General features: G+C 55.6%; 11 protein-coding genes. 5 read left to right on the plus strand and 6 right to left on the minus strand.

From position 1 onward, the window contains the following. Positions 1 to 389 precede the first annotated feature (389 nt). Positions 390 to 4,094, plus strand: coding sequence for a glycosyltransferase (locus ACMDCR_RS08095; RefSeq protein ID WP_413992035.1), 3,705 nt, complete (start codon positions 390 to 392; stop codon positions 4,092 to 4,094). Here the strand turns inward: ACMDCR_RS08095 and ACMDCR_RS08100 are convergent. The 4 genes from ACMDCR_RS08100 to ACMDCR_RS08115 form a co-directional block, all read right to left on the minus strand. Further along, a complete protein-coding gene (locus ACMDCR_RS08100) occupies positions 4,023 to 5,282 on the minus strand; it encodes a lipopolysaccharide biosynthesis protein (protein WP_413992036.1) in 1,260 nt (419 codons plus the stop codon). The genes ACMDCR_RS08095 and ACMDCR_RS08100 overlap by 72 nt on opposite strands. Positions 5,283 to 5,289: 7 nt before the next feature. Next, positions 5,290 to 5,943 carry an ABC transporter ATP-binding protein gene (locus tag ACMDCR_RS08105; protein ID WP_413992037.1) on the minus strand — a complete coding sequence of 218 codons (654 nt, stop codon included), beginning with the start codon at positions 5,941 to 5,943 and terminating at the stop codon, positions 5,290 to 5,292. A 71-nt stretch (positions 5,944 to 6,014) separates the two neighbouring features. Next, entirely contained in the window at positions 6,015 to 9,077 is a 3,063-nt protein-coding gene (locus ACMDCR_RS08110; RefSeq protein WP_413992038.1) for a glycosyltransferase, read from the minus strand. A gap of 70 nt (positions 9,078 to 9,147) precedes the next feature. Beyond that, positions 9,148 to 13,059 (minus strand): glycosyltransferase, encoded by a 3,912-nt coding sequence (locus ACMDCR_RS08115; protein ID WP_413992039.1) that lies wholly within the window; start codon positions 13,057 to 13,059, stop codon positions 9,148 to 9,150. A 689-nt stretch (positions 13,060 to 13,748) separates the two neighbouring features. On the opposite strand from ACMDCR_RS08115, the gene ACMDCR_RS08120 reads away from it, so the two are divergent. Both ACMDCR_RS08120 and ACMDCR_RS08125 read left to right on the plus strand, forming a co-directional pair. Next, positions 13,749 to 15,935, plus strand: coding sequence for a glycosyltransferase family 2 protein (locus ACMDCR_RS08120; RefSeq protein WP_413992040.1), 2,187 nt, complete (start codon positions 13,749 to 13,751; stop codon positions 15,933 to 15,935). A 2-nt stretch (positions 15,936 to 15,937) separates the two neighbouring features. After that, the gene (locus tag ACMDCR_RS08125; protein WP_413992041.1) at positions 15,938 to 17,869 is read left to right on the plus strand and encodes a glycosyltransferase family 2 protein; all 1,932 of its coding nucleotides are present in this window, start codon (positions 15,938 to 15,940) and stop codon (positions 17,867 to 17,869) included. A gap of 103 nt (positions 17,870 to 17,972) precedes the next feature. On the opposite strand, the gene ACMDCR_RS08130 is transcribed toward ACMDCR_RS08125, so the two are convergent. Together ACMDCR_RS08130 and ACMDCR_RS08135 are read right to left on the minus strand one after the other, a co-directional pair. Next, on the minus strand, positions 17,973 to 19,319 hold the full coding sequence (locus ACMDCR_RS08130; protein ID WP_413992042.1) for a DUF6716 putative glycosyltransferase: 1,347 nt from the start codon (positions 19,317 to 19,319) through the stop codon (positions 17,973 to 17,975). A 145-nt stretch (positions 19,320 to 19,464) separates the two neighbouring features. Further along, positions 19,465 to 20,718, minus strand: coding sequence for a glycosyltransferase family 4 protein (locus tag ACMDCR_RS08135; protein ID WP_413992043.1), 1,254 nt, complete (start codon positions 20,716 to 20,718; stop codon positions 19,465 to 19,467). Positions 20,719 to 21,658: 940 nt separating this feature from the next. On the opposite strand from ACMDCR_RS08135, the gene ACMDCR_RS08140 reads away from it, so the two are divergent. Then, entirely contained in the window at positions 21,659 to 22,357 is a 699-nt protein-coding gene (locus tag ACMDCR_RS08140) for an outer membrane protein (RefSeq protein WP_413992044.1), read from the plus strand. A 193-nt stretch (positions 22,358 to 22,550) separates the two neighbouring features. Then, positions 22,551 to 23,492 carry a class I SAM-dependent methyltransferase gene (locus ACMDCR_RS08145; RefSeq protein WP_413992045.1) on the plus strand — a complete coding sequence of 314 codons (942 nt, stop codon included), beginning with the start codon at positions 22,551 to 22,553 and terminating at the stop codon, positions 23,490 to 23,492. Positions 23,493 to 23,557 lie beyond the last annotated feature (65 nt).

Below are 23,557 nucleotides of genomic sequence, written 5' to 3' on the forward strand. Positions count from 1 at the left end.
CCCTGACCAGGGATGGGGCGGCTAGCAATCATGAGGATTGCAGGGATGCCAGTATGTGAACTGTCGGCCAGAGATTGGCGAAGATGAATTACAGGCAATTGCCAATAGGCTACGCAGATTTCGCAACAGCGTCGCAACGATGCCTTCGCAGTAACGTTCGACTGTCGTAGCGACCTTCGGATTTCGGCCTTGCTGCAATGTCACCGGCGCGCTCCTGGTTACCCTGGCGTCGAAAATAGATCGTATCGCCGCTGGTGCTAACAAATACAGCGCATGCCATAGCGGCCGAAATCTGTTAGTGCCATTGGTCATAGGACTCTAAACCTTGCGTTAGCACCAGCTTCGGACCTATTCAAGGCAAGCGCTCGGGGGCCCGGGGAATAAGGCGGATGGCTCAGCGTTTCAACTTCGGCATGGGCGGGCGTGTGAAACGTCGCTGGCAAGCAGTAAGGACACACTTCGCGATTGAAGCCGACTTCGACGCGGCATTTTATGCTGACTACCATCCCGACCTTCAGCACCTCCGGACGCGCGGCGATCTCTGGCGCCATTATGAGAACCATGGTCGCATGGAAGGGCGAGCGCCAAACTGGAAGGAAGCTCTGCGGGCGTTGGAGGAGCGGCATGGGAGCCTTCCCGCGACATTCACGGTGCCAGTCTATCGAATGCTCAACGAGGATCTCGCCGGGATCTTCGTGACCGACTATCAATATGTCCGGCATTTCCTTGAAAATGGCAGGCGAGAGGGGCGTCCCTTCGAGGTGGCGAACGCTGACCCAGCTTCAGGGTTGCCGGAGGGGCCTTGGCAGGTTCTATTTCGCCCTGCGGAGTTTGCTGCGATGGCGCAGGACTGGCTGCCCCATCCTCCTCGGACAAAGCCGGAGATGTTGCAGGTATTCGCCATGGCGGGGGTGCCGCGCCTGGCGCCAATCAGGTTCACGCATTCGTTCGATCCGCTCTTCTATCGCCAGGCATATGATCTCGATCCCGATTTGGACGCATCGTCGCTTTATCGTGACTGGCTGGAGCACGCGGCCCAGCGCGCACCGAATGAAAGGCTTCTGCTCTATCCCTATCTTGGCGAGCGGGATTTTCCGGTCGGCTTCGATTGGAAGGCTTATGGGGCGCAATTGCCACGTGGACATCGCGCAGCGGTGGCGCATCGTTGGCAGGCGCTCATGCACCTGTTCGATCATCCGCCTTTGCACTCGCCGAGAGAGCTGGAGGCTCTCGGCTTTGAGATGCTTGCCGCCATCGGGGACTATCAGCTAAGGCGAGGCCGAATGCTTGCCGCCTGTGAGGTATGCGACCAGGCTGAAAAAACGATATCTGCTCCGTTGACGGCTGCTTTTCTCTCTCGTCGGGGCAAGGCGCGTAAGGCACGATCGCCAACCGAGGCCCTGTCGGATTTTTTCGCGGCGATCAAAGTTGGAGGTGCGCCTTGGGAAGCGGTCCATATGGCGGTCGAGATTCTCACCGAACAGGGACGTTTCGACGAGGCATTCGCACTTCTGCGGCAGGTGGCGCCCGAGTGGCGCAGGGTGCCTGAGTTCCTGGAATGTGCGCGCCGGGCCGTCGAGGCTCGCTATGATTTCATGTGTTCCAGCGCCATGGGCGCCTACGCAGCCGGGCAACGTGCACAAGCAGACTCATCGGTATTTCAGATCCTGCAAAAGCTTTGCGATCTCATTCAGGATCTGGAACCCCTTCCTCCCTTGCGCGCCGCCCGGCCGGATGGTCCGATCATGATTCTGGCCAACCAGGAACTGCCCCAATGCACGTTTTATCGTGTCGAACAGAAGCTTCGTCTGCTGGCGCACGCCGGTCTGGAGGCCCGCGCCTTTCGTCCAACCGAGATCGAGGCCTTCATCACAGCCTTGTTGCCTGCAAGAGCGGCGGTCTTCTACCGTGTTCCGGCGACTCCTGCCGTACTTCGTGCTTTGCTCTACGCCCGAGCCCTTGGCATTCCGACCTATTACGAGATCGATGACCTCATTTTCGACGCGTCGGACTTCCCCGACACATTCGAAAGTTACGAGGGCCAGATAACGTCTGAAGAGTATTGTGGCTTGCAGCTAGGCGTGCCGCTCCATCGCTTCGCGATGTCACTATGCCAAAAGGGAATCGCGTCCACGCCATCCCTTGCCGGCGCCCTGGCCGATATTGTCGCCACGGGCGAGGTCGTGCTTCTGCGCAACGGGCTCGATCAGCGAAGCGACGCCGCAATTGCACGAGCCGCCGTCGCCAGGGCGCCACAGGATACCGTCACCCTCTTTTACGGCACAGGCACGAAAGCACACAGCCTGGAATTCACGCGCGATCTTGCGCCGGCACTGATCGCTCTCCTCGATGCGCATGACTATCTGCGCCTCGTACTGGTTGGCTATCTTCAGCTTGGAGCCGAATTCGAACGTTATCGCTCGCGCATCGTCCAGGTAGGATTCATTGCCGATCTGGACGCTTACTGGGCATTGCTGGCGGCTTGCGATATCAATCTCGCCGTGCTGTCCCCTGGACGGATGACCGATTGCAAAAGTGAGATCAAGTGGCTGGAAGCGGCTGCGTTGGGGGTACCTTCTGTTGTCACCGCGACAGCCACGTACGGGGCCGCTCTCTCACACGGCGTTGATGGGCTTCTGGTCGAGACGCCAGACCAATGGATATCCATGCTGGACACCTTAATAAGGGACGGGGCCCTTCGCCGATCGATCGGCGGAGCCGCGCGAGCAAAAGCCCTGTTGAATTACGGCTTGGCTCCCAATTCCAGACGGCTGGCAGATGCCCTGGCCAAGGGCGATGAGATCCGCGTCTCGAGCGGCAAGCGCCCAATCAGAGTTTTGATCTGCCACGTCTTCTTCTCGCCGCAGAGCTATGGCGGGGCGACGCGAGTCGTCGAGGAGAATGTGGATTACCTCATAGAAAATTGCCCAGACATCGAGGTCAGCGTGTTCACGACCGATGAAGGGCGTCGGCCGGTGGGCAATCTTCGCTGCGAGAGCTATCGTGGGCGCCCTGTCTATAGAATCTCTCCGGCGGTCCAAAAACTAAGGGAGTGGCAGCCCTTTGACGATGAGATGGCGACAGTGTTCGAGAAGGTGCTCGAAGCTGCGGAGCCCGATCTCGTCCATTTCCATTGCATCCAACGCCTTACCGCATCGATCGTCCAGGTCTGCGCCCAGGCGCAAATACCCTACATCGTCACGCTTCATGACGGCTGGTGGATCTCTGATTCACAGTTCTTTATCGATCGGGATGGCGCAATAAGTTTGCCGGCAAATGATCCATTGACATTTTGCAGGATCGACGATGTCGACCTTCCACATTCTCTATGGCGGCGCCAAGCGCTGGCGCGCCTGCTGGAGGGCGCCAAGCATGTCCTGGCTGTTTCCCCCTCATTTGCCAAGCTTCACCAGGAAGCCGGTATCAAATCGGCATCATGGCTGGCAAATGGCGTACCGGCGATCGAGGCCAAGCCACGCCGTCCTCGCGGAGACGGTCGCCTGGTTCTGGGACACCTCGGTGGACGCTCAATTCAAAAAGGCGCTGTGCTGGTGGAGGCTGTCTTGAGGAAAGGCCACTTCGATCGTCTTGCCCTGGTCATGATCGATAATGCTCTGGCAGCGGATGTTCAGTACGAGGTCGTCTGGGGGCTAACGCACGTCACTCTTCGGGGACCGTGCCCGCAGGCAAAAATCGCTGATCTTTATGCCGAACTCGATGTGCTGTTGGCACCCTCCTTATGGCCGGAAAGCTTCGGTCTCGTAAGCCGCGAAGCCGCGTCCCTCGGGCTGAATATCATCGCCTCCAATCGAGGTGCCATTGGCGACGGCATCATGGCCACTGCCAACGTAGTCGTCATCGACGTGGGCAGCGACAAACCGCTGGCCGATGTCTTGACGGCCATGAACCAGAATACGGAAGGATGGCGCGCCAGAGATCCCCTAGCACAGGGCAGACTTCGCAGATCCAGCGATCAGGGGCGAGACCTGGCAAATCTGTACCGAGACATTCGTCGCGCCCCGTCAAGCAATGCGCCGGCGCAAATAGGAGACGGCACTGACGCTGACGAGCCAAGCCAGCACGCTAACCAGTAGAACCAACCCAATATTGATCTTGCGACGCGGATATTTAGCCTCTTCGGCTACGGCGGGCTCCACGATCGGATGAATGTAGAGCAACTTTCGCTCGCTTACCAACCTAGCCATGTTCAGGCTGGCCGAGGCCTCGGCGTAACGTGCTTCAGCAATCTTCTGTTCGAGTTCGAGATTGGAAAATTGGCCGAGCTTTTGGGAAAGCGCTTCATCGCCAGTGGATCCCTTCTGGGCTTCCGTGATCTTGGCTTGCGCGTCGGTAACCTGTGTCGTGAGTGAAGCTACCTTCTGTTTCAGCAGGCGCATTTGCGGGGCTTGGGGAGAGAGGGATGCGAGCCGGGTGTTGTAGTCCGACTGCGCCTTCAAAAGCTGGCCTTGAAGGTCCGTAAGCAGCGAGTAGAGGTGGGCGGTCTCCGATTTTACGTCAATAACGCCAGCGTCGTTGCGTGCCTTCTCATAATTGATGCGTGCTGTTTTCAGGGCGTCCGCTGCGGCTGCAACGTCTTTTTCGGAATCCGAAACCGTATCTCGAAACATTCGATCATTCAGCTGATTGATCATGGACTCGCATTCGGAGATAACGGAGGCCGCAACACGCTGGGCATCGGCGGCGTTGAAGGCCCGGACTCTGAGCGTCACGACACCTGAAGGATACGTGACGGCGGCGGATGAAAACTTGTTCCAGTAAGCGGTAAATTTTTCGATCGGCTGGTCTTCCTGAAAGCGTGACCACCGATCGATTGTATCTGCGCTGTATATTTTACGAAGAGTCACCGTATCTTGAAGCTTGGCTACCATCGCCTGGCTCTCGATATAGGAAACGACAATCATGGTGTCTTGTAAAATGGTGACCGGGGGCACGCCCGTTGCCGAGCCGATATCATCCATTTTAGGAAGCGCCCCACTCGAGACGGTAAACTTTGCTTCTGATTCAAATTGATCCGAGGCGATGAAGCCATAATAGCTTATCGAAGCCGCGTTCGGAATAATGACGACCAGGGCGAACAGGACGCGACGGATGAGCAGTGTAGCAGCGCGCCTGCGGGCGCTGGCACGTCCAAAAAAAGCCTCCTTCGATCGATTGGAAAATCGCGCCCGTCGGGCAGCATCCGTCAGTGCCGTTGATATATTTTTCGCTCGCTCAAGCGAGCGTTCATGTTGTTCTGGTGTAACTGGCGTTATTTCGTTCATAGATCTATCATTTGTTTAGGCGATTATACATTCTAATCGCATCATTTACATCATCATACATTATCAGACGACCATCGGCTAAAACCAAGCCTTTATCGCAATAGTCAGATATTGTGCGCATTGAGTGAGATACAACGATAAGCCCCGAGTTCTTTCGGCGTTCATCGAAGGCTTCCTGGCAGCGCTTCTGAAAGCGGGCATCACCTACGGCCGTCACCTCGTCGATGAGATAGACGTCAAACTCGATCGCCATCGACAGGGCGAAGCCGAGCCGCGCAGCCATGCCTGACGAGTAGGTCTTGATCGGTATGTCGAGGTATTCGCCGAGTTCGGAGAACTCCTCCACGAAACGATCGGCCTTGCGGATGTCCGCACCGTAGGCCCGAGCGATGAAATGCACATTCTGGCGGCCGGACATATGAGGATGGAATCCACCCGAAAAGCCGATGGGCCAGGATATTCTCACGGTTTTTCGAATTCTTCCGGAATTGGGTAGTTCGGTACCGGATAGAAGCCGTAGCGTCGTCGATTTCCCGGCGCCGTTTACACCTAGAATTCCGTAGGAATAAGAAGTATCGAAGACCATGGAAACGTGGTCCAAGATCAGCTTGCGGTGATTCTCCACCTTGTAAAACTTGAATACGTTATCAAGCTGGATCATTGCAGCTCCTGAACGCGCGTCGCGTGCAACCTGGAAACACTTGCGAATCTTATGGCTAGGGCATTGCCGGGCTAAGACAACGAAGGTGGGGAGGCAGGAACAATCTGGTTTGTGCCGGGGAAACCATGTGGCCTGCGTACTGGATTTTCCTCACCACGAGCCGCTGTGGCGGGCAATACATGTGACAATGCCCTGACATATGTCTCTTTGCCGTAATCCCTTCGGAGGAGAGCTGCGGCCTCTTCGCGAAGCGAATTCCATAGCTCCGGCGATCTGTAGACTCTCACGACTTGGCGAGCGAATTCCTCGGCATCATCGACCGGCACCGCGATCACGTGCTGACCGCTCTTCCAGCCCAGTTGATTGGCAAGAAGGTTGGTAATTACCGTCGGGATCCCATAGGACGCCGCCTCGTAGACCTTATAAGGCGTCCCTGCTGCAAAACGCGTCGGCGCAATGAGCAAGCGGTTCATATCGTAGACTTTTTCCAGCTCCACGACCGGGCCATGCCAAGTAACGCGAGAATGGCTGGTAAACCGATCGATCGGGACGCCCGGTGCACAGTGTCCCACGATGTTCAACCGGGTTTCCCAACCGAGCTCGGCTTCGATCAAAGGCATGACTTGATCGATGAACCAGCAGAGAGAATCGTAGTTGGGAGTGTCATCCCCATAAAGGCTGCCGACGAACAATATTCCTTCTCGCTCCTGCCAGGAACGTTCAGTCAGTTTGACTGGACGGTAGGTCCCGACGACTCGGGCATGCGGAAATCCGAAGCGATGGAGCACGGCTGCTTCGGTAGCGCTGACCGTGACGATCTCCTGGCAGAGATGCGCATGCTCGAATTCCCTCGACATCGCTTCCTTCAAGTCGAGATGTCTGCCCGCGCGCTTGGCCTGTACGGCCTCCCGGATTGAAAAGATCGCTTCGGTATCCAGTACGGTGGTTGTCTTCTTGGGATCGAAGTTCGCCTGCTCGAGCGCAGTCTTGAGCAAATTGAGATTGTGAGCCCGACAAATCCACACGCAATCGAAATAGTCACGCCTATCGGAGAGAAACTTGCCGATATTGTAATGCGTGACATCGTGCATGACCTCCACGCGTTCAGGGAAGTCTGCATAGATTTCGGCAGGCGTCGCCGTCGTGCCGTGCATAGGGTAGACAGTTACCTGATAGCCGATTTCATCCATGACACGGATAAGATCATTGCTTCTGACGGCACCGGCGCCCAAGCCGCGCAGTGGCACAAAGTCTTCGATGAATAGAACCCGCGGCCTGCTCTTTCCTGCGAAGCGGGCCATCGAAACTATATCGGGCAGATCCTTGAAGTGTCGCTTCAACTGCTGAAAATGCTTCGTGTAAAATGTCTTCTGATTGCGATGCATCATCGCAAAAGCAGCGCCTGACTCACGCGAACTGCCATATTCATAATGATAGACGGCTACGCTCGGATCATAAACGACACGATATCCTGCATTCCAAATTTCCAGACATAAATCTGCGTCCTCAAAATAGGCAGGCGCAAACCGCACATCGAAGCCGCCTATGCGCCTGACGACGTCAGTTTTGGTGAGGAGAAACACTCCCGAGCAGAAATCGACATCGCGTACGAAGTTCGCCTCCGGGCAGAGCGGAGACCAATCCCGCATATACCCAGTCGTACGTCCGTCGCGCCAGACGATGCACCCGGCCTCCTGCAGTTTTTCGTTGGTGCGAATAACCTTTGCGCCCACCGCTCCGATATCATCTTCTGACTCCAGTCGACTGACTGCCGCATCAAGGGCGCCTGGCGTGAGTTGAATATCGTTGTTCAGGAACAACAGATAGGGAGCCCGAACGTGAAGCAGGCCCGAGTTACACGCATTGACAAAACCGATGTTGGTTTCGAACCGAAGATGCAAGCCGCCTTGAACATGGCGGTCGATGAAGCGCGCTTCGTCGGTGGAACCTGAGTCGACGAGAATGACCTGGATCCTGCCGTGATAAGTTGCCCTTAGCGTCGTTAGGGCCGCCAGCGTCATCGGCAGATGATTGTGAATAATCATGATCACGCTGATCTGTGGGTCGCCTTCAAATCTGAAATCCAAAGGGTGCCGCGCACGCTGTGGCATCATATTGTCGGCGTGTGCGAGAAACAGCGCACGGGATTGCCGTTCGGGCACATCAACGGGATTGCCCATCGGTGCGAACGGCAGGCCTTTGAGTACGCCAATTGTAAGCAGATGCGCGAACGGCTCCTGTATATTCGCGAGCTGGGCGTCGACCATCACATTTGAACGCCGCGTCCAGTAATACTGGAGGTTGATATAGGGAGTCGGGTTGCGAAACTCGAACTGACCGAATCGAATGAAATGCAGATAGCCGCTGCGAAACCATTTGCCGAGCCCCACATCCTTGTCGAGCTCCGGATAGCGTTCCAAGTAGAACTTCTCACGAAAATACTCTAGAGGATTAAATTCTGTCGGCGTGGAGTTGGCGAGATAATGATGTAATGCACAGGAGAATTTCTTATTAAGAATTTCACTCTCTACTTCGGGATATTGTAATATGTACCAGTCGTTATCGAAATAAGTAGATGTCGGGATTTCCGTATTGTCGTTTTCGATTTGCGTAAGATAGTGCAAGAACGGGCATTCATCTTCCCCGATCCTGAAGCCGGATCGATCTATAAAGTTCTCGCGATATAGCGTCGTCGAGAACAGCGCATGTGCGATCCGATTTTCGCGCGAACCCACTTCCAGATAATGGTCGTAGAGATTGGCGAAGCCCAGCCTCTCAAGAGCTTCGTCCGTCAGATCAGGGTTCTTTTCGCGATAATAGCCGGGGTCAAAAAGCCAATGCCCGGCTCTTTCATGGCGGCCGCTCGTGCAATAATGCTCAAAGCCGCTGCGGATGCGGCCTTCGGTAAGCGCCTGCTGCACGACGGGGTTGGCCGCAGCATACCACTCTTCACAAAAATATATGTTCGGTGAATGCCCGAGTTTGAATCCCTCGGTCAGATAATACTCCAGAGCGCCCTGGCCATCCTCGGCAATGCCGTAGGTCTTGCGATACCACGCGGCGTCGAACACGGCCCAAGCTGCCCTGCGCCCATGCCCCGAGCCGGTCAAGGTGTCACGAACAACGCCTTCCAATGCACCACTCCTTTAAAAAACTGGTTAATTCTATGGCCTGTGGCCTTGATGCCGTAGGGATCAGCGACATTCAGCCTTGCTTGGCAAAGAAGGTCTCGCGTTCTCCCTTGAGCCACCGGAGATCTGCTGGTGACGCATCTTCGTCCTCCACAAACTTGTCGGTCATAAAATAGGGCCTCGGGGAAGGGCTTGCGGAACCGCTCAGTATCTCACGATAGAGCCCTATGAGATCCGTTGCCTGATCTTCTGCGGTGCGTGCACTCAAATGCACCTGGGGCGGCGAATCGAGGTAGCGCTCAGGATTGGCATCGATCGCCTCAAGGGTCCGCAACAAGGGTTCCAGGGTTGAGACATCAATGACCCATCCATTGACACCGTGCTCAATGCCCTCGCCAATCGCCCCACGGTCCGACGCAAGGACCCACATGCCTGCGGCACTTGCCTCGCGGGAAACCAGGCCGAAACTCTCCGGCCAAACGGAAGGCACCAGAAGGACATCCTGTGTTGCGTAGAGCGTGTGCATTTCTTCCTGCTTCGTCTTTCCGACGAAACGAACCAGGGTGTCGCCCCACCGCGTCTCAAGTATGGGGCCTCCGTAGCGCTGGTGATCAACGATCGTAAGCTCCAGGTTCGCGAAGCGCCCTTGCTTGAACGCGCCTTGGATCAGATGGAAGCCCTTGTGATGTGTCTGACCGCTCACCTGCAGCATGCGCACGCGTCCATTTTCGGAGCGAGACTTGGGAACCCGCTCCATGTGGGGAGTACCGTTCGGAACGGATCTGGTGCTCGGATATCCTGCTGCATGCATAATGGCTGTAAAGGCGTCCGACACACCAAGAATGGCGATCGAGCCCTCGAGGAGGCTGCGTAGCCGGCGGCGGCGCTCGAGCGAGTGCCCTATCGATTTGCCATGAGGCGGGATGGCTGGAAGGGGTTCTTCAGGCTGCACGGCTTCGCCTGTTGGAGCGGTCAGGAAATTATAATCTGAGACCCACCAACCATCATGGATCGTATTGATGTAGGGAATACCTTGGCGGACGCACGCCAACAGGATCGAAGCGCTGCCGCGCTGGATCGAATGGACATGAACCAGGTCGGGCCGCCACAGCTGCAGAACTCGTTCGAAAAGCTGACCGTAGCGAGCATTGAAGGGGCGCCACTCCTGGATCTCCTCGATGGGAGAGTTGGAGCGGAAGACACAAATACCGTTATAGTCTTCGACCCGTAATTGATACGGTACCGGATTGTCATTGTCGGACGTGACTACGGCAAATTCGCACTCGTCGGAAAAAGGAGAAGCGAGGAAGCTGTCGATATTGTCGCGTGCCACACGTGTCGAACCACCGATTGTTTGTGGCGGGAAAAAAATGTTGAAGAAAAGGATCCGCTTTTTGCGTCGCGTGGTGAGTTGCTTCCGCTTGGCGTCGGCCTGCTCGAAAGCGGGCTGCAGAAGGGCCAGGAACCGCTCGCTGTTTCTCTCAATCGAATAAAAATCGAGGGCCTTGGCGCGAGCAGCCCGGACCATCGCAAGACGCCGCTCCGGCGAGCGGATCAACTCGTCGAGCGCATGTTCCCATTCCTCCGAAGTGTTCGCAATGAAAGCGTCGACCCCATTTTCCAGGACCTCCTTGTATCGGTGCGTTGCGCTCACGACGGAGGCGACATTGAAGGCCGCCGCCTCCAGCCATTTGATTTCACTCTTGCAATCGGTTGTCGGCGATGAAACCAGCGTTGCCATCGCGATGTCGGCCTCCGACAACAGCGACCAATAGGACTGCACGTCCTTGGTCCAACCGAGTTGGACAATCCGATCGCGAATGGAGTCAAAGCGCGAGTCGAGGGAAAGGAAGCCGACCACCATCAGGCGCAAATTGGGATAGCGCGCCATCAATCGCAGGATCGGGTCGGCCATCAGGTCGAGAAAGTCGCTGTTATGGGCTTTCGTTCCGGAACCGTAGAAGAGCACGACCTCATCGTTGCGCCTGACCTTCGGAACCTGCTGGATGAAGAAACTTGTATCATGGCTGTCGATGCCATTCGGCAGGACGAAACTGCGCCGCGCTTGAACGACCTCTTCCATATATTGCGCCAGCAAAGTAGTGGACGAGATTGCATAGTCGCACATTGCCATCGCAGCGCGAAAAAGCGGCACGCCCATCTGCAACGAGTAATAGAATGATTTATTGACGGAGGCGCCGTAAGTCTCGATCGGCTCGGGGTAATACGCTTGATCGAAGATCAGATCATCGATGTCGTAATAGCTGGGAATGCCGAACGAACGACAGACCGACAGCGCACGGATGTTCATCGGCAGGGCCGGCAGCCGATAAAAAATTGCGGCACAGGCGCCGGGCAGGGCTGTCAAGAAATCTTCAACTTCCGCTTGCGTATAAACCTCGAGATTTACGCCTGCGGCTCTGGCAAGCTCGATTTTCTGCGTAACGCGATATTGTGTGCACTGGCGCAGGTCCACATTGGCCAGCATCACGACACGATTGACGGGATCTACGGGCAAGGGCGGTCCCAACGGGTCGAATTCGTTCCACCATGAGGCAATATCAGCAGCGACCTGGGTCAAAACCGCATCCGCCTCGCCGCGTTGCTCTTGGTGATAGAGCGCCTCGGCCATGGTCCAGGCGCGGCGAAACACGGCGTCGATGACGTCACGCAGAATATTGCGCCAGCGTATATCGCCATTGGCCGAGCGTTGGGTCCGCCGCAGCAGTTCGACGGCCAGGTCGGTATTGTCCCTTTTAAGCGCTGTACCGATAGCCTTGAGGGCGATGGGGACCTGCGTCGAGCCTTGCCTGACGGCTTGGAGATATTGATGCAGCGCCTGATCCCATTTTTCCTGGGCTGCGAAGCAATCGCCCCACAGCTCCGCGTTGGCGGCAGAAAGTGGGTTTCGAGCGTGCGCCAGTTCCAATAACGCCGCCGCGCGGGCTGGATTTCGTTCCCTTTTGGCGCCGGCGAGGCTTACTAGAAATTCCGATGCCCCCGGCTCTCTCAATGGGAGTTCTCCGACCGGAAGATCGTCGTTGGTCACCGCCAGATATAAGATACTCCAGCGGTCACTGGATGTGCGCCCCATGAGATGAGCATAATTTTTCCAGTCAAACCCATGAGGATAGACTGTGAGATTCAAGCCATAGTGCTTGAGATGTGCGGCGGGCGTACCCGGAACCTCGGCTTTGATACAATGATTCAGCCAGTGAATATACCGTTGAGGCGGGGCCTTACCGTCCTGTCCTTCATTGGCTTCAGCAAAATAATCGGGATCGAATTCGTGGCTAAATGAGATGGGAGCGATACGATCGAAACCCTCGCGAATCATCGCGCGCAACGCCTGCTGTTTGTCCGTAACCTCTCCGGCCCAGCGGGAATTCAGGAGATTGAATTCTTCGACATTCAGGCAATGCAGCCAGCTTGCTTCATCCAGGCCTTCGCCTTTGGCGATCTGTTCCAGTGTGGCGAGCGCACCCGCTGGTCGCCCGATCGTTTGATAGTGCTCCAACAAAGCATCTTCGGAGATTCGGGCCCCCTTGAAATACATGGAGCGATAGACTTCCGGTTCGAATCGAAAAGGGATGCGCCCTTCCTTGCGGCCGAACCTGAGGAAATGCCTCGTTGCCTCATAGGAAGACGTGATAAAAGCAAGGTCTGGATAGTTTGCGATGTATTCGAGCCAGCTGAAATTTTCGGGAAGCCGACCATATTCATCTTCGAGTTGAGACACGAAGCTGCGAATTGCGTCTCGACTATAAAGTCGCCCTTCGCGAGCGCCATGGGCAACATAATGCGCTTCAGCGCGAGACCGGTTCCAGTTGGAAAGGTCTTTGTGCACCTTGGTGTACGTATTCCAATCAAAATCCGACGGCAGTGCAGCTTGGACCGCCTTGGAATCATTAGCTCTAGCTTCCTTTTGCTCCACAGTAGTCACCGTCGGAAATGCAATTCTGGCAAGTACGGGAAGAATTTTCATAATGCTGTGTGGACCTTGCAGAACAACGTAAAGTTCGTGTCTTACGATTTAACTCGTTAGAAGTTGACCCAATTGCATCCGTCGACGGAAATTTGGAAGAAACTTTGCCTTCGAACCAGAGTGTCGACCGCGGCAATGCACATCGCCGGGTTTGCCGCCCGCAGGAGGGGCGCCGACGAAGGACGTTGCCGCGAGTTTGCCCTAACTGAAATTTTTCATAGTGGCGCTTCTACGATCGCGCAAGCCCTACATTCCCTAACGTTGACGAACAAGGAATACTAGGTGTAAAGAGAAATTGCTACCTTACTTTGGAGGCCTGCGCTTGATGGCACCGGAGTGGCCGGCTTTATACGGAGCGAGAAACACGGGCAGGGAAGGTGGGTCCACGCCGTGCACGGGATCGCCAGTCGGTCGCGAGTCTATTGGCTAAAAGTTCTCTAACCTCTGTGACGTCGGTCAGGCGTACATTTGGTCAGTTACTGTTTATTTTCATCAGGGGTGGTCTTGTAATCGGAAAATGAAAACTAAGTATAGTGTGCAATATGTGGAGAAATAATATTAATGATTATTTGTCTTAATCTATTTAAGGCATATTGTCTACATTCGTTGATTTTAGAAATTGTTTGTCGCGTATGTGTAGTCACCTTAGTCGATCCGGTGTATAGAGCGCCCTAGGGATAACGGTCATCTTGTTCCATCCTGTGATGAAGACGCACAACGGCTTGGCGAAAATCGACTCGTTCCGCTGGGAGGCCCGGGAGGTAGATCCGCACTTTACGTTTCGGGTGCGGCCGTGGTCGGCTCGGTATCTTGTCATCGAGATCGATGCGGATGTCGATCTCGATCCCGTTTTCTATCTTGATACGGGCTTCGGCTTTCACTCGGATTTCGAACAAGCCATGCCGACAACGCGTCATGGCGCCTACATCATACGGCTACAGGGTAGAGCACGGCTGCGGCGCGTGCGCTTCGATCCGCATCCGACACAAGCGGTCTTCGACTTGAAGGTGCGCTCTACTGTGACTTTGCGTGCCGCGCGCCGCGCTCTCGGTTCGGCGGGACGCTGCGCCTTTGTCGTCGGCGCGCAAGAGCAACCCCATGCGGTTTCTCTGCGGCGTGACATAGACCCGGGAGCTTACTTCCAAGCGGTGGTATCGCTCGCGGGCAAGCATTTTCAGGGCCCGGCGGCAGAGATATCCGATGTTCCGCTGCTGTCCTTCGTGGCACCTTTGTACAATTCCCGGCCGGACCATCTCGACGCACTCGTCCGTTCCTTTGTCGACCAACAGGCCACGAATTGGGAGCTCCTTCTCTGCGACGACGGCTCGACTGACCAAGCAACGCTCGCCTGGTTTGCGCGTCGAGGCCGCGATCCTCGAATCCGTGTCCTCCATGGTGATACGAACGCCGGGATAGCGCGCGCCACAAATCGCGGTATTTTCGCCGCCGCTGGCCGGTGGATCGCCCTCATCGATCATGACGATGCATTGGCGCCGCACGCGATAGGTTGCCTTAATCAGGCGATCCGCTCTTACCCGTCTGCAAAGTTCATTTACACTGACGAAACGATCACCGACGCATCGCTGAGGGCGACCGGCTTTTTCTTCAAGCCTGCCTTCGATCCGGTGCTGCTGTCGGGTGTAAACTACATCAATCATCTGTCCGTTTATGATCGTGATCGCCTCGTGGACATCGGGGGACTACGCCCAGGCTTCGAGGGATCGCAGGACTATGATCTGTTGCTGCGATATCTGGCCGGCGTTGCGGAGGAAGATATCGTCCATGTTCCCTACCCCGCGTATCTCTGGCGCCGGCACAAGGCTTCCTATTCGACGTTGTATGCTGAGAATGCGATCGTTAGCGCACGTCGCGCCCTTGGCGAGGCCTACGGACATCGGGCAGAGGAACCTCCGGTAGACCGAGCCCTCTCACCAGATCTGCATAGAATGCGGTTTGACCTGCGTCAGCAGGAATGGCCGATGGTCAGCGTCATTATTCCCAATCGCGATAGCTATCGCCTGATCCGGCGCCTGCTTGATGACCTTTCCATGCGTACGGATTATCCGACGTTGGAGATTATCGTGGTTGATAATGGCTCAACCGATCCCGACGTGACGCGGCTTTATCAGACCTTCAACTACGGGCGCATCAGGTTTGTGACCGATATAGTCGTGGAGCCCTTCAATTTTGCCCGCCAGATCAATCGCGGTCTGAAGCGTGCAAGCGGCGACGTGTTTCTACTTATTAACAATGACATCGAAATACAGGAGCCAAACTGGCTGAAGGAGATGGTGAGCTGTCTTGCCTATGATCGCGCCGGGATTGTCGGTGCTCGTTTGCTGTATCCTTCGCAAGCACTCCAGCATGTCGGCGTCATCGTTGGCCTGGGTGAGCTCGCGGGCCACTGGTATTGCAATGCGCCTTCGGCCTCAGCTGGGCCGATGAATCGCCTGAGCGTGCGGCAGAGTTTCAGCGCCGTCACCGGCGCCGCAATGTTGCTCACGCGAGCCTGCCATGAAGCAACAGGTGATTTCGATGAGAAGCTTTTTGCTATCGCCTATAACGACATCGATTACTGCCTGCGTGCCTCTCTGGCGGGATTTCGGACGGTATGGACGCCATTTGCGACATTGATCCACCATGAGTCCGCCTCTCGGGGCAGCGATGAAATTGCCGAAAACCGAGCGCGCTTCGAAGTGGAGAAAGGCAATCTTCGCTTGAAATACGGCACCAGCAAGCGTGCCGATCCGGCCTACAGCCCCTGGTATTCGACCATGTACAGCATTCCGCGCCAGATCGTGCCGCGCAATCTTCCTCCAGCTCGAACGTGGTATCACAATGCCATCCTCAACGCGTCGCACGAGCGGGGTGAGTAGTCATGCGGCATGTGCGCGGCGTGGCGCTGACGGCGATCGAGGATGTCGTGCTGCGGGACGGGCAGACGGTGTCATTGAGTTTGCTTCCGTGGATGCGGGTCGAGGTCGACACGGCGCTTTGGGCGGGACGCTGGATATGCCTCGAATTCGAAGCAAGCCTGCTCGATCCATTGACGCGTCCGATACTTCGCCTGGTTCAAAAGGAAGGACATATCGACTGCCTGTTGCCAGCCCCCGTCTTCGGCAGGGGGCGTTGGATCGGCCTCATTCCGGCTGATACAATCCAGATCAACATTTCGCCTGCAGACTGGATTGGTCAATTCGCGTTCCGTATCGCAGGTTTCTCGCGGATCGGCTTGTCCAGGCGAATGTTGAAAGCAATGCAACAGCGCCCTCGCAGTGCCATGCTCTCAATATGGGCGGGCATTCGCGGACAGGCAAGAATCAAGCAGTCGCGAATGCGGCTGGCGCTGGGGGCCACGCCGCTCGAGATGTACGGCAGATGGCGAGCGGCTGGCAGCCGAAAGATCGAATGGAATGGCCTGGATGCCCACCTCCTCCGAGCCGAAGACAATGTTCGTATCCACGTGCTCCTGGTCGGCGTTGGCGTTCATGAGCAGGCCAGCTGGAGGCGCTTTATCGACGGTCAGTCCTGGCGGAACGTCGGTTTGATGGCAGTAAGCGCCGACCAGCCCTTGGCCCATTTGCTGGCAAAATTCGCCGAAGATGACATTGTCTGCGCGATGGCGCCTGGCGAGCGACTGGAGCCCTTCTCGCTCGCGGCGGTGGCTCGGAGGGCGGCACACCAACCAGCGCAGCTCTATTATGCTGACGAGGAGACGCCCGCCGGGCCAATTTTCAAGCCGGATTGGAGCCCCGTGCTGGCACGCTACACCGACTTGATTGGCCGTTCCTGGTTTGGGCGCGTTCGGTGGCTGCGGGCAGCTTATGGACAAGGGGCGACGGCGAGTGATCTGTTCGGATCTGTCCCAACCAAAAACCTCACCCAGGTTGTGCATATCCGCCGGCCCCTGCTTGTTACGAGCGGCAAGAATGTTGTCGCTCGAGGCGCTGTGACGATGCCGGACACTCCAGAGCTGACGGTCGGAAACGGAAAGCCTCTGGCGACTATTATTATCCCTACCCGCGACCGTATCGATCTGCTTGAGCCATGTCTGCGCAGCCTGACCAGTAAGACCGCGTCCGATGCCTATGAGGTCATTATCGTCGACAATGACAGCTCTGAGCCTAAGACGGCGGAATTCTTCAATCAGTTGGAGCTGGATCAGCGCTTCAGGGTCCTCTGCGTACCGGGCCCTTTCAATTTCTCCTCCCTTTGCAACACGGCCGCACAAAAGGCACGTGCGGATACGCTGATCTTCCTGAACAACGATACGGAGATCATATCGAGCGATTGGCTGTCGATGTTGGTGTATTGGGCAAGCCAGCCCGATGTGGGAGCGGTTGGGGCAATGCTGCTCTACGGCGACGACACTATCCAGCACGGTGGTGTTGTGCTCGGGATTGGTGGAGGCGCTGCCCATTTTGAGCGCAGGCTGCCCTCGGCCGATGCCGGCTTTTTTAAGCGCCTGAGCGTTCCGCACGAGCTTTCCGCCGTGACAGCAGCCTGTTTTGCCATAGCCACAGAGAAATTCCGCGCAATTGAGGGGTTCGATGAGCAGAACCTGCCTATCGATCTCAACGATATCGATCTGTGCCTGCGTCTGGCGCAGCGTGGCTGGCAGACACTGCTGGAGCCGCGGGCTGTATTGCGCCATCATGAGTCGGCTTCACGTGGAAAGCAGGCTGCTTATCAACACCTTTATCGCAAGGAGATCGCCTATTTTCGGGATCGATGGCTGCATATTCTGCGCAATGATCCTTTCTTCCATCCCGCGCTGTCCCTTGATTGGTTTCGCGCCTCCCTGGGGTGACGGGATGAAGCAAAAGAGCGAACAATTGAGCTGCTTCCAGGATCACCCCAACGCAGGCAGGGATGCATGCAGGAGGCTTTAGACCGCAAACTTCAGTTGGAATTCAGAAGAAAACCTTCGATTTCGTGGCCTTCGGCATGAGCAGCGATCCAAGATCGGGTGCCGAAACGTCCGAGGGTTGGTCTTTTTGCTCCTCCAGACCGGGGCCGCGGCCGGCACCTATGTGCCTCAACAGATTTTGAATGGTCATGTCGAAATATCTAGTAATGTAGAACGACCCGTTGACTTGGGTATCGGCAATAAGCTTGCTGACATAGGCAGTAATGGTTTCCCCACCGGGCAGGAATGGGAAACGCCAGAAATAATTCAGCTCGTCTTGTTCTCCGTGTGAAACAAGGCCGTCGATGCGAAACAACGCCTTGCCGAGCACAAACACTGGGCAGTTCCTTCGAAGGGCCAAAAGAGCCGATGTGCTGTTGACCGTCACCACGCCACGTGCATGCCGCAACAGCAACCCCATCGGCGCATCGTCAATAACGACTACGCGGTCTTCAACTTTGGCCAATCTGGCCAGCTCCTGTACGAGCTTGTGGTAGGTTCGATGACCGCGATCGAGCGGATGTGATTTGAAGACCAGCTTCTCGTTTGCCGGTGCATATTTGGCAAAGGAACGGATGGTCGCTTCAATGACACGCTCCATATTCCAACCGGCACCATGCGCGCTCAACTGAAGATCATCGTGAACCTGAAGGGCAACGACAAAATATTTGCGCTCGAAGCGATCGAGCAGGTCGAGTGTCAGCCGCGAATTCCTACCGGCATGGCGATGCTTGCGATAAGCATTAAGCCCCCAGCAAATAATCTCACTCAGAGCCGAGCGGTTTCGATGGTGGGTGTATTGTCGATGAAAGATATTGCCGATTTTCAACGCTGTAAAATATAGGAAGGCTGACCAGGCCATTGGCCTGAAACCATTGTGGACGATGGCAACGGGTCGCGGTATAGCCGCCGGCCCATTGCGATACTTTGAAAGTTGACGCGGCAATAGTGAAGCCGCATTATTGCCCCCGCGCTCTACGGTCACGTAGTCCGGCCTGATATATCCTTCTTCAAGGCACCACACATCAATGCCAAGAGCGTTACATAGAGCGACCGCGATCTTGTGATAGGGGCGTTGGTCTCCGAAGAGGATAACTTTTTGTGGACCGTAGCCAGTCAGAAATTGCCGTAGCCAGACTTCCCACGAGGCAAGACCATCTCGATATGTGATGGCTGGCAGGCTGCCGCTATACATGATGTCACCAACATGGAAGTTGATCTTTATCACCCGGTAGCCTTGAGCCTCCAACGCCGTTCCCAGCTTGTTGAAGAAGGGACCGACGGGGCCTTGAAGAAGTACAATAATCGGTAAGGGGGAGAGCGGTTGCGCGACCACCTTGGAGAGCCCCATCAGTTTGCAACGAACGTTAGGGCAATTCTACACATGCCGCAGCGTTCTAGCAAATGGTACCTTAATATCTGCCGATAGGCCTAAAGGGTTTGGGCTATTTTTGGAGGAAATCCGGTCATACGCAGACCATGTATCAACGCTCAAGTCAGTTATCGCGGATATTTTGTTCGATTGCGTCGACGGTCTCTGCGACATGCGTTCTCCAATGACGCAGCGAGGATGTGGTTCTTGGAAACCGGTTCCTGGGGAGACCGGCGACAGCCAGGATCGAGCGCTCCCAGGCGGGCGCGTCCAGTGGATCCAATAGGAGCGTCCCAACGGGTGCGATCTCCCGATGGGCCGGTATATCCGAGGCGATAACGGGAATGCCCAGCGCGCCGGCTTCGACAAGAGGAAGACCAAAACCTTCAGCCAAGGAGGGCTGCACCAGTCCATGAGCCCCGGCCATGAGCGCCACCACTCCCCGGTCGCTCAGGTCGGCAACTTCGACAACAGCACTGGATAGACCCTTGCCGAGTCTCAACAGGTCGAGAGGGAGCTCGATCTTCCAACCTCGGCGGCCGACCAATACCAGGCGCGGGCACGAATCCCCCAGCCTCTCCACCAGGCGTCGCCAAACCAAGAGCAGAAAAGAATGGTTCTTTCGTGCTTCGATCGTACCGAGGCAAACGAAATAAGGAAGCGGCGACAGGTCCCGCGATGAGACCGTCGCGGAGAGAAAGTGATGTTCGGTGGCTAGCGGCACCACCACAGTTGTGGGCGGAGCAGTTTTCCGCTCGACGGACCATGCAAGGAAGCGTTCACGGGTATAGGCAGAAACCGTCACAACGAGGTCTGCGAACAAGACAATGTTCGCCAACCGGGCACAATGGCGCCGGTCTTCACCGTTGCGGCAAAATTCAGGAAAATCAATTGGAATGAGATCATGGAGGACAACGACAATCCTAATACCCTGTATCTTCAGCGCCTGTAAGTATCTCGTATCGTCCAGACCGGAATGCGAGGTATTGAGGTATACGGCACGGCTCGTCACCTTAGGCAACGCGCGCATCGACACGCGTAAACTCAGTGCAGCGATTGCATTTCCGAGGAGCGTTTGCCTGCGCTGATAATGTTCTGAGAGGTGGACGGCTTCTTTACCGTCCCAGGCACTTTTCGCCAGATGAGAAAAAAGAGCGGTTGAAACGGGGTCGTCGGTCGGACGAGCACTTTCCGCAAGGAAGGTCGAAACCCGTGCTGGTGATATGACTCGCGGGCGGCCTCTGCCCGCCAAGTAGGTCACAGTTTCGCAAAGCGCCGGCAATTCGCGGGCATAGGCAAGATCAACCCTGTCAATGCCTGTAAGAGTGGAATGCGCAGCACGACGAATGCTGCGCGATAGGTCAAAGAAGACATTCATAATAAGAGTAACTTACGTTACGAGGTAGGGTTTGTTTTGTTTGAACGGTCCGGCTTTTGCCAATAGCCGGATTGCCTTCTTTGCTGTGCATTGCCAGGACCCGGATTGGCGTTGGTGCGGCGAAGTAGGCCTGATTGGGTACCTTTTGGTCAAGGCTCGAATAGCGTTCGCTGGAGTTATGGAAGGTTAGACATCGGCCGGTGGATGCACGGGCACGCGCGCGTTGGCATAGGCCGCAGCCAGAGCGCTCCTCGCTGATTATCCAGTCAACTCCTCAGGGAGGCGCAGACTTTCAGTGAATAGTCGGGCTGGGCCGCATCGAATCGGTGGGCTAGGTGGAAGGCCATTTTCGCCTTTGAAGCCGCGGTGTGATGGTGGCGGCGCACGTCCTGATAAATTCTGCTGTCGGTGTCTTCAATCCCGATGGAAACAGTCCTCTGCCTGCTTCAAGAGTACAGATCTCGCGAGCTGGCAAGCCTTCATGGGCAATCACATCTCATTAAGAGCCTGATATTATTGTGAAAAGTATGCCATCAGTAATCTCGTGGTCTCTGATAGCTAATCAGTCTCTGAGTTTATCTTCGATAAAAATTAAATAGTGAACAAGGAAGGTGGCTTTTGATCTGCGATATACCTAGAGGCATACGTCGAGATGGCCGATACATGCTTCTGCCGGGCGTAGAGATTCTAGCCAATACACAACGGCAGGCAGCTAAGAATTGTTGCCTTATGGGTTCGATCGACGGTCTCGTCTCATAATGCCCTAGGTGCGATTCGACATTACGCCGCGGATGTTAGAATTTACGTAAGCTAAATCATTCCAAAAAATTTCTTTTTTCATTTTCATGAGTCAATATGTTTTTGCCTTACGCAGGAGTTGCATAATAATATGGGGCGTGCTTAACATGCGTCTCCTGCCAAAAAACAAAAGTGACCGTAGATGCCCATCTTTCGCTCGTTGCCAGCTGCATTCGCCGTGATTGCTATACCTGCCGCCACCATGGCGGCAGATCTCGCGCCAAACCGAATCGAGCCAATTGCGCCTGTCATGCCGTATTCCTGGGCCGGCTTCTATGTCGGTGCCAACGCAGGTTATGCGTTCGGCGGAAGCGATGAGGTGGGCCTGTGGCATAACTCAACGAAGGACGGCATCATCGGCAAGATCGGCGGCAAGGGCTTTGTCGGTGGCGTGCAGGCCGGATATAACTACCAAATCGACAACTTCGTGCTTGGTCTCGAAGCCGACATTCAGGGCGGCGCCGTAACCGATAGCGTCAGCAACGCAGCGCTTGATGGTGGTTCGCGCGCGCATTCGAAGATTAACTGGTATGGCACGCTCCGCCCGCGGGTAGGCTACGCGATCGACCGCACCCTGATTTATGCAACAGGTGGCTTGGCCGTCGCCGGCGTCGACTACCAGCTTTCGGCGACTAACTATGGCGCCTTCAGCAAGACCTCTACCAAGGCTGGCTGGACGGTGGGAGCTGGTATCGAGCAAGCCATCACCGACAATATTTCGGTCAAGCTTGAATATGACTATGTGGGTTTCGAGAGGTATCGGACAGGGAATACGAATCTCTATTCCTACCCAACCCCATCCTTCCATGCAATACGCGTTGGCGTGAACTATAAATTCTAAATATATATTTTCTCATTATGTGAAATGGCTTCTGTATCTTCCGGTACAGAAGCCTTTGATTTTAGGCCTTTCTGTCGCAACGCAAGATTCCGGAGCTGGATATCAGGACTGGCCTTTCGATTGCTTGAGAAGCAACATGATTTCAAAGAGTTATTTAATATATACTTTATTCAATCCTCAGTGGAGGGCTGGCATGTTGCATTTGCGCCGGCGTCTAAGCGTGGCAGTCGACAATGGATGCGCAGATCTGCGCCAGCACTCGGCAACGCAATTGGTTAAGGCGACCATCTTCATGCCGATGAGAATGCTCAACAGTTTAAGAAAGCATCACCCGACGCAACGCCAGCGCGAGGTGTCGCGAAGCGAAGTTTTCGATCATTACGTGGTTTCGATGCCGACCCAGCAGAATGCCGTTGATCTTGTGGAAGGATGGAACTGTGCCTTCCCGCCCGAGTTTGGCGTCGCCGGCGGTGAGCTAGCCGCATATCAAGACCCGAGAATCGGCTGGATGTTGGAAAAATACGGATCCACCGAGCACCGCTCGGTGTTGGAGTTGGGGCCGCTCGAGGGTGGGCACACCGTCATGATGGAGCGCTCGGGGGCAGCTCAAATCGATGCGATTGAAGCAAATAGCCTCGCCTATTTGCGCTGCCTGATCACCAAGGAAATCTTCGGCCTCACGCGCTCGCATTTCTGGCTGGGCGATTTCGTGAAGTGGATGGAGAATAGCGAAAAACGCTATGACCTCGTGATTGCATCAGGCGTTCTGTATCATTCGAATGACCCTCTGCATCTGCTTGAGCTGATTGCTCGGAGGACAGACTCCGCATTTATTTGGACTCATTTTGTCGATGACGTCGCAATGCCAGCCGACGATCCCAGACGTCAGGTAATCTCTCGAGAACCCCAGATCCAACATTTCCGGGGTATTCCCATCCGGACCTACAAGCGCACTTATCTCAACGCCCAACAGCATGCAAAATTCTGCGGAGGTCCAACGGATGAGCACCGATGGCTCAACCGTGACGACATGCTGGCCGCTCTCCGGGCCGTCGGCTTTACGGATATCAGTGTGGCTCACGAAGAACCTGACCATCAGTTTGGGCCGGCAATGTCTATCTTTGCCACCAAATAGTCTAAACCACTCTCTACCTCTACGGAATGAAGACGGGTGCACTAACCGCTGGGCTCGTCAGCATT

Origin of the sequence: Labrys okinawensis, assembly GCF_047345005.1 — a bacterium.
Lineage (GTDB): Bacteria > Pseudomonadota > Alphaproteobacteria > Rhizobiales > Labraceae > Labrys > Labrys okinawensis.

Excerpts from the sequence above, each read along its gene's own strand:
- ACMDCR_RS08100 (WP_413992036.1), bottom strand. The coding sequence starts at position 5,282 with ATGAACGAAATAACGCCAGTTACACCAGAACAACATGAACGCTCGCTT.
- ACMDCR_RS08145 (WP_413992045.1), top strand. The coding sequence starts at position 22,551 with ATGTTGCATTTGCGCCGGCGTCTAAGCGTGGCAGTCGACAATGGATGC.
- ACMDCR_RS08140 (WP_413992044.1), top strand. The coding sequence starts at position 21,659 with ATGCCCATCTTTCGCTCGTTGCCAGCTGCATTCGCCGTGATTGCTATA.
- ACMDCR_RS08135 (WP_413992043.1), bottom strand. The coding sequence starts at position 20,718 with ATGAATGTCTTCTTTGACCTATCGCGCAGCATTCGTCGTGCTGCGCAT.
- ACMDCR_RS08130 (WP_413992042.1), bottom strand. The coding sequence starts at position 19,319 with ATGGGGCTCTCCAAGGTGGTCGCGCAACCGCTCTCCCCCTTACCGATT.
- ACMDCR_RS08095 (WP_413992035.1), top strand. The coding sequence starts at position 390 with ATGGCTCAGCGTTTCAACTTCGGCATGGGCGGGCGTGTGAAACGTCGC.
- ACMDCR_RS08115 (WP_413992039.1), bottom strand. The coding sequence starts at position 13,059 with ATGAAAATTCTTCCCGTACTTGCCAGAATTGCATTTCCGACGGTGACT.
- ACMDCR_RS08105 (WP_413992037.1), bottom strand. The coding sequence starts at position 5,943 with ATGATCCAGCTTGATAACGTATTCAAGTTTTACAAGGTGGAGAATCAC.
- ACMDCR_RS08125 (WP_413992041.1), top strand. The coding sequence starts at position 15,938 with ATGCGGCATGTGCGCGGCGTGGCGCTGACGGCGATCGAGGATGTCGTG.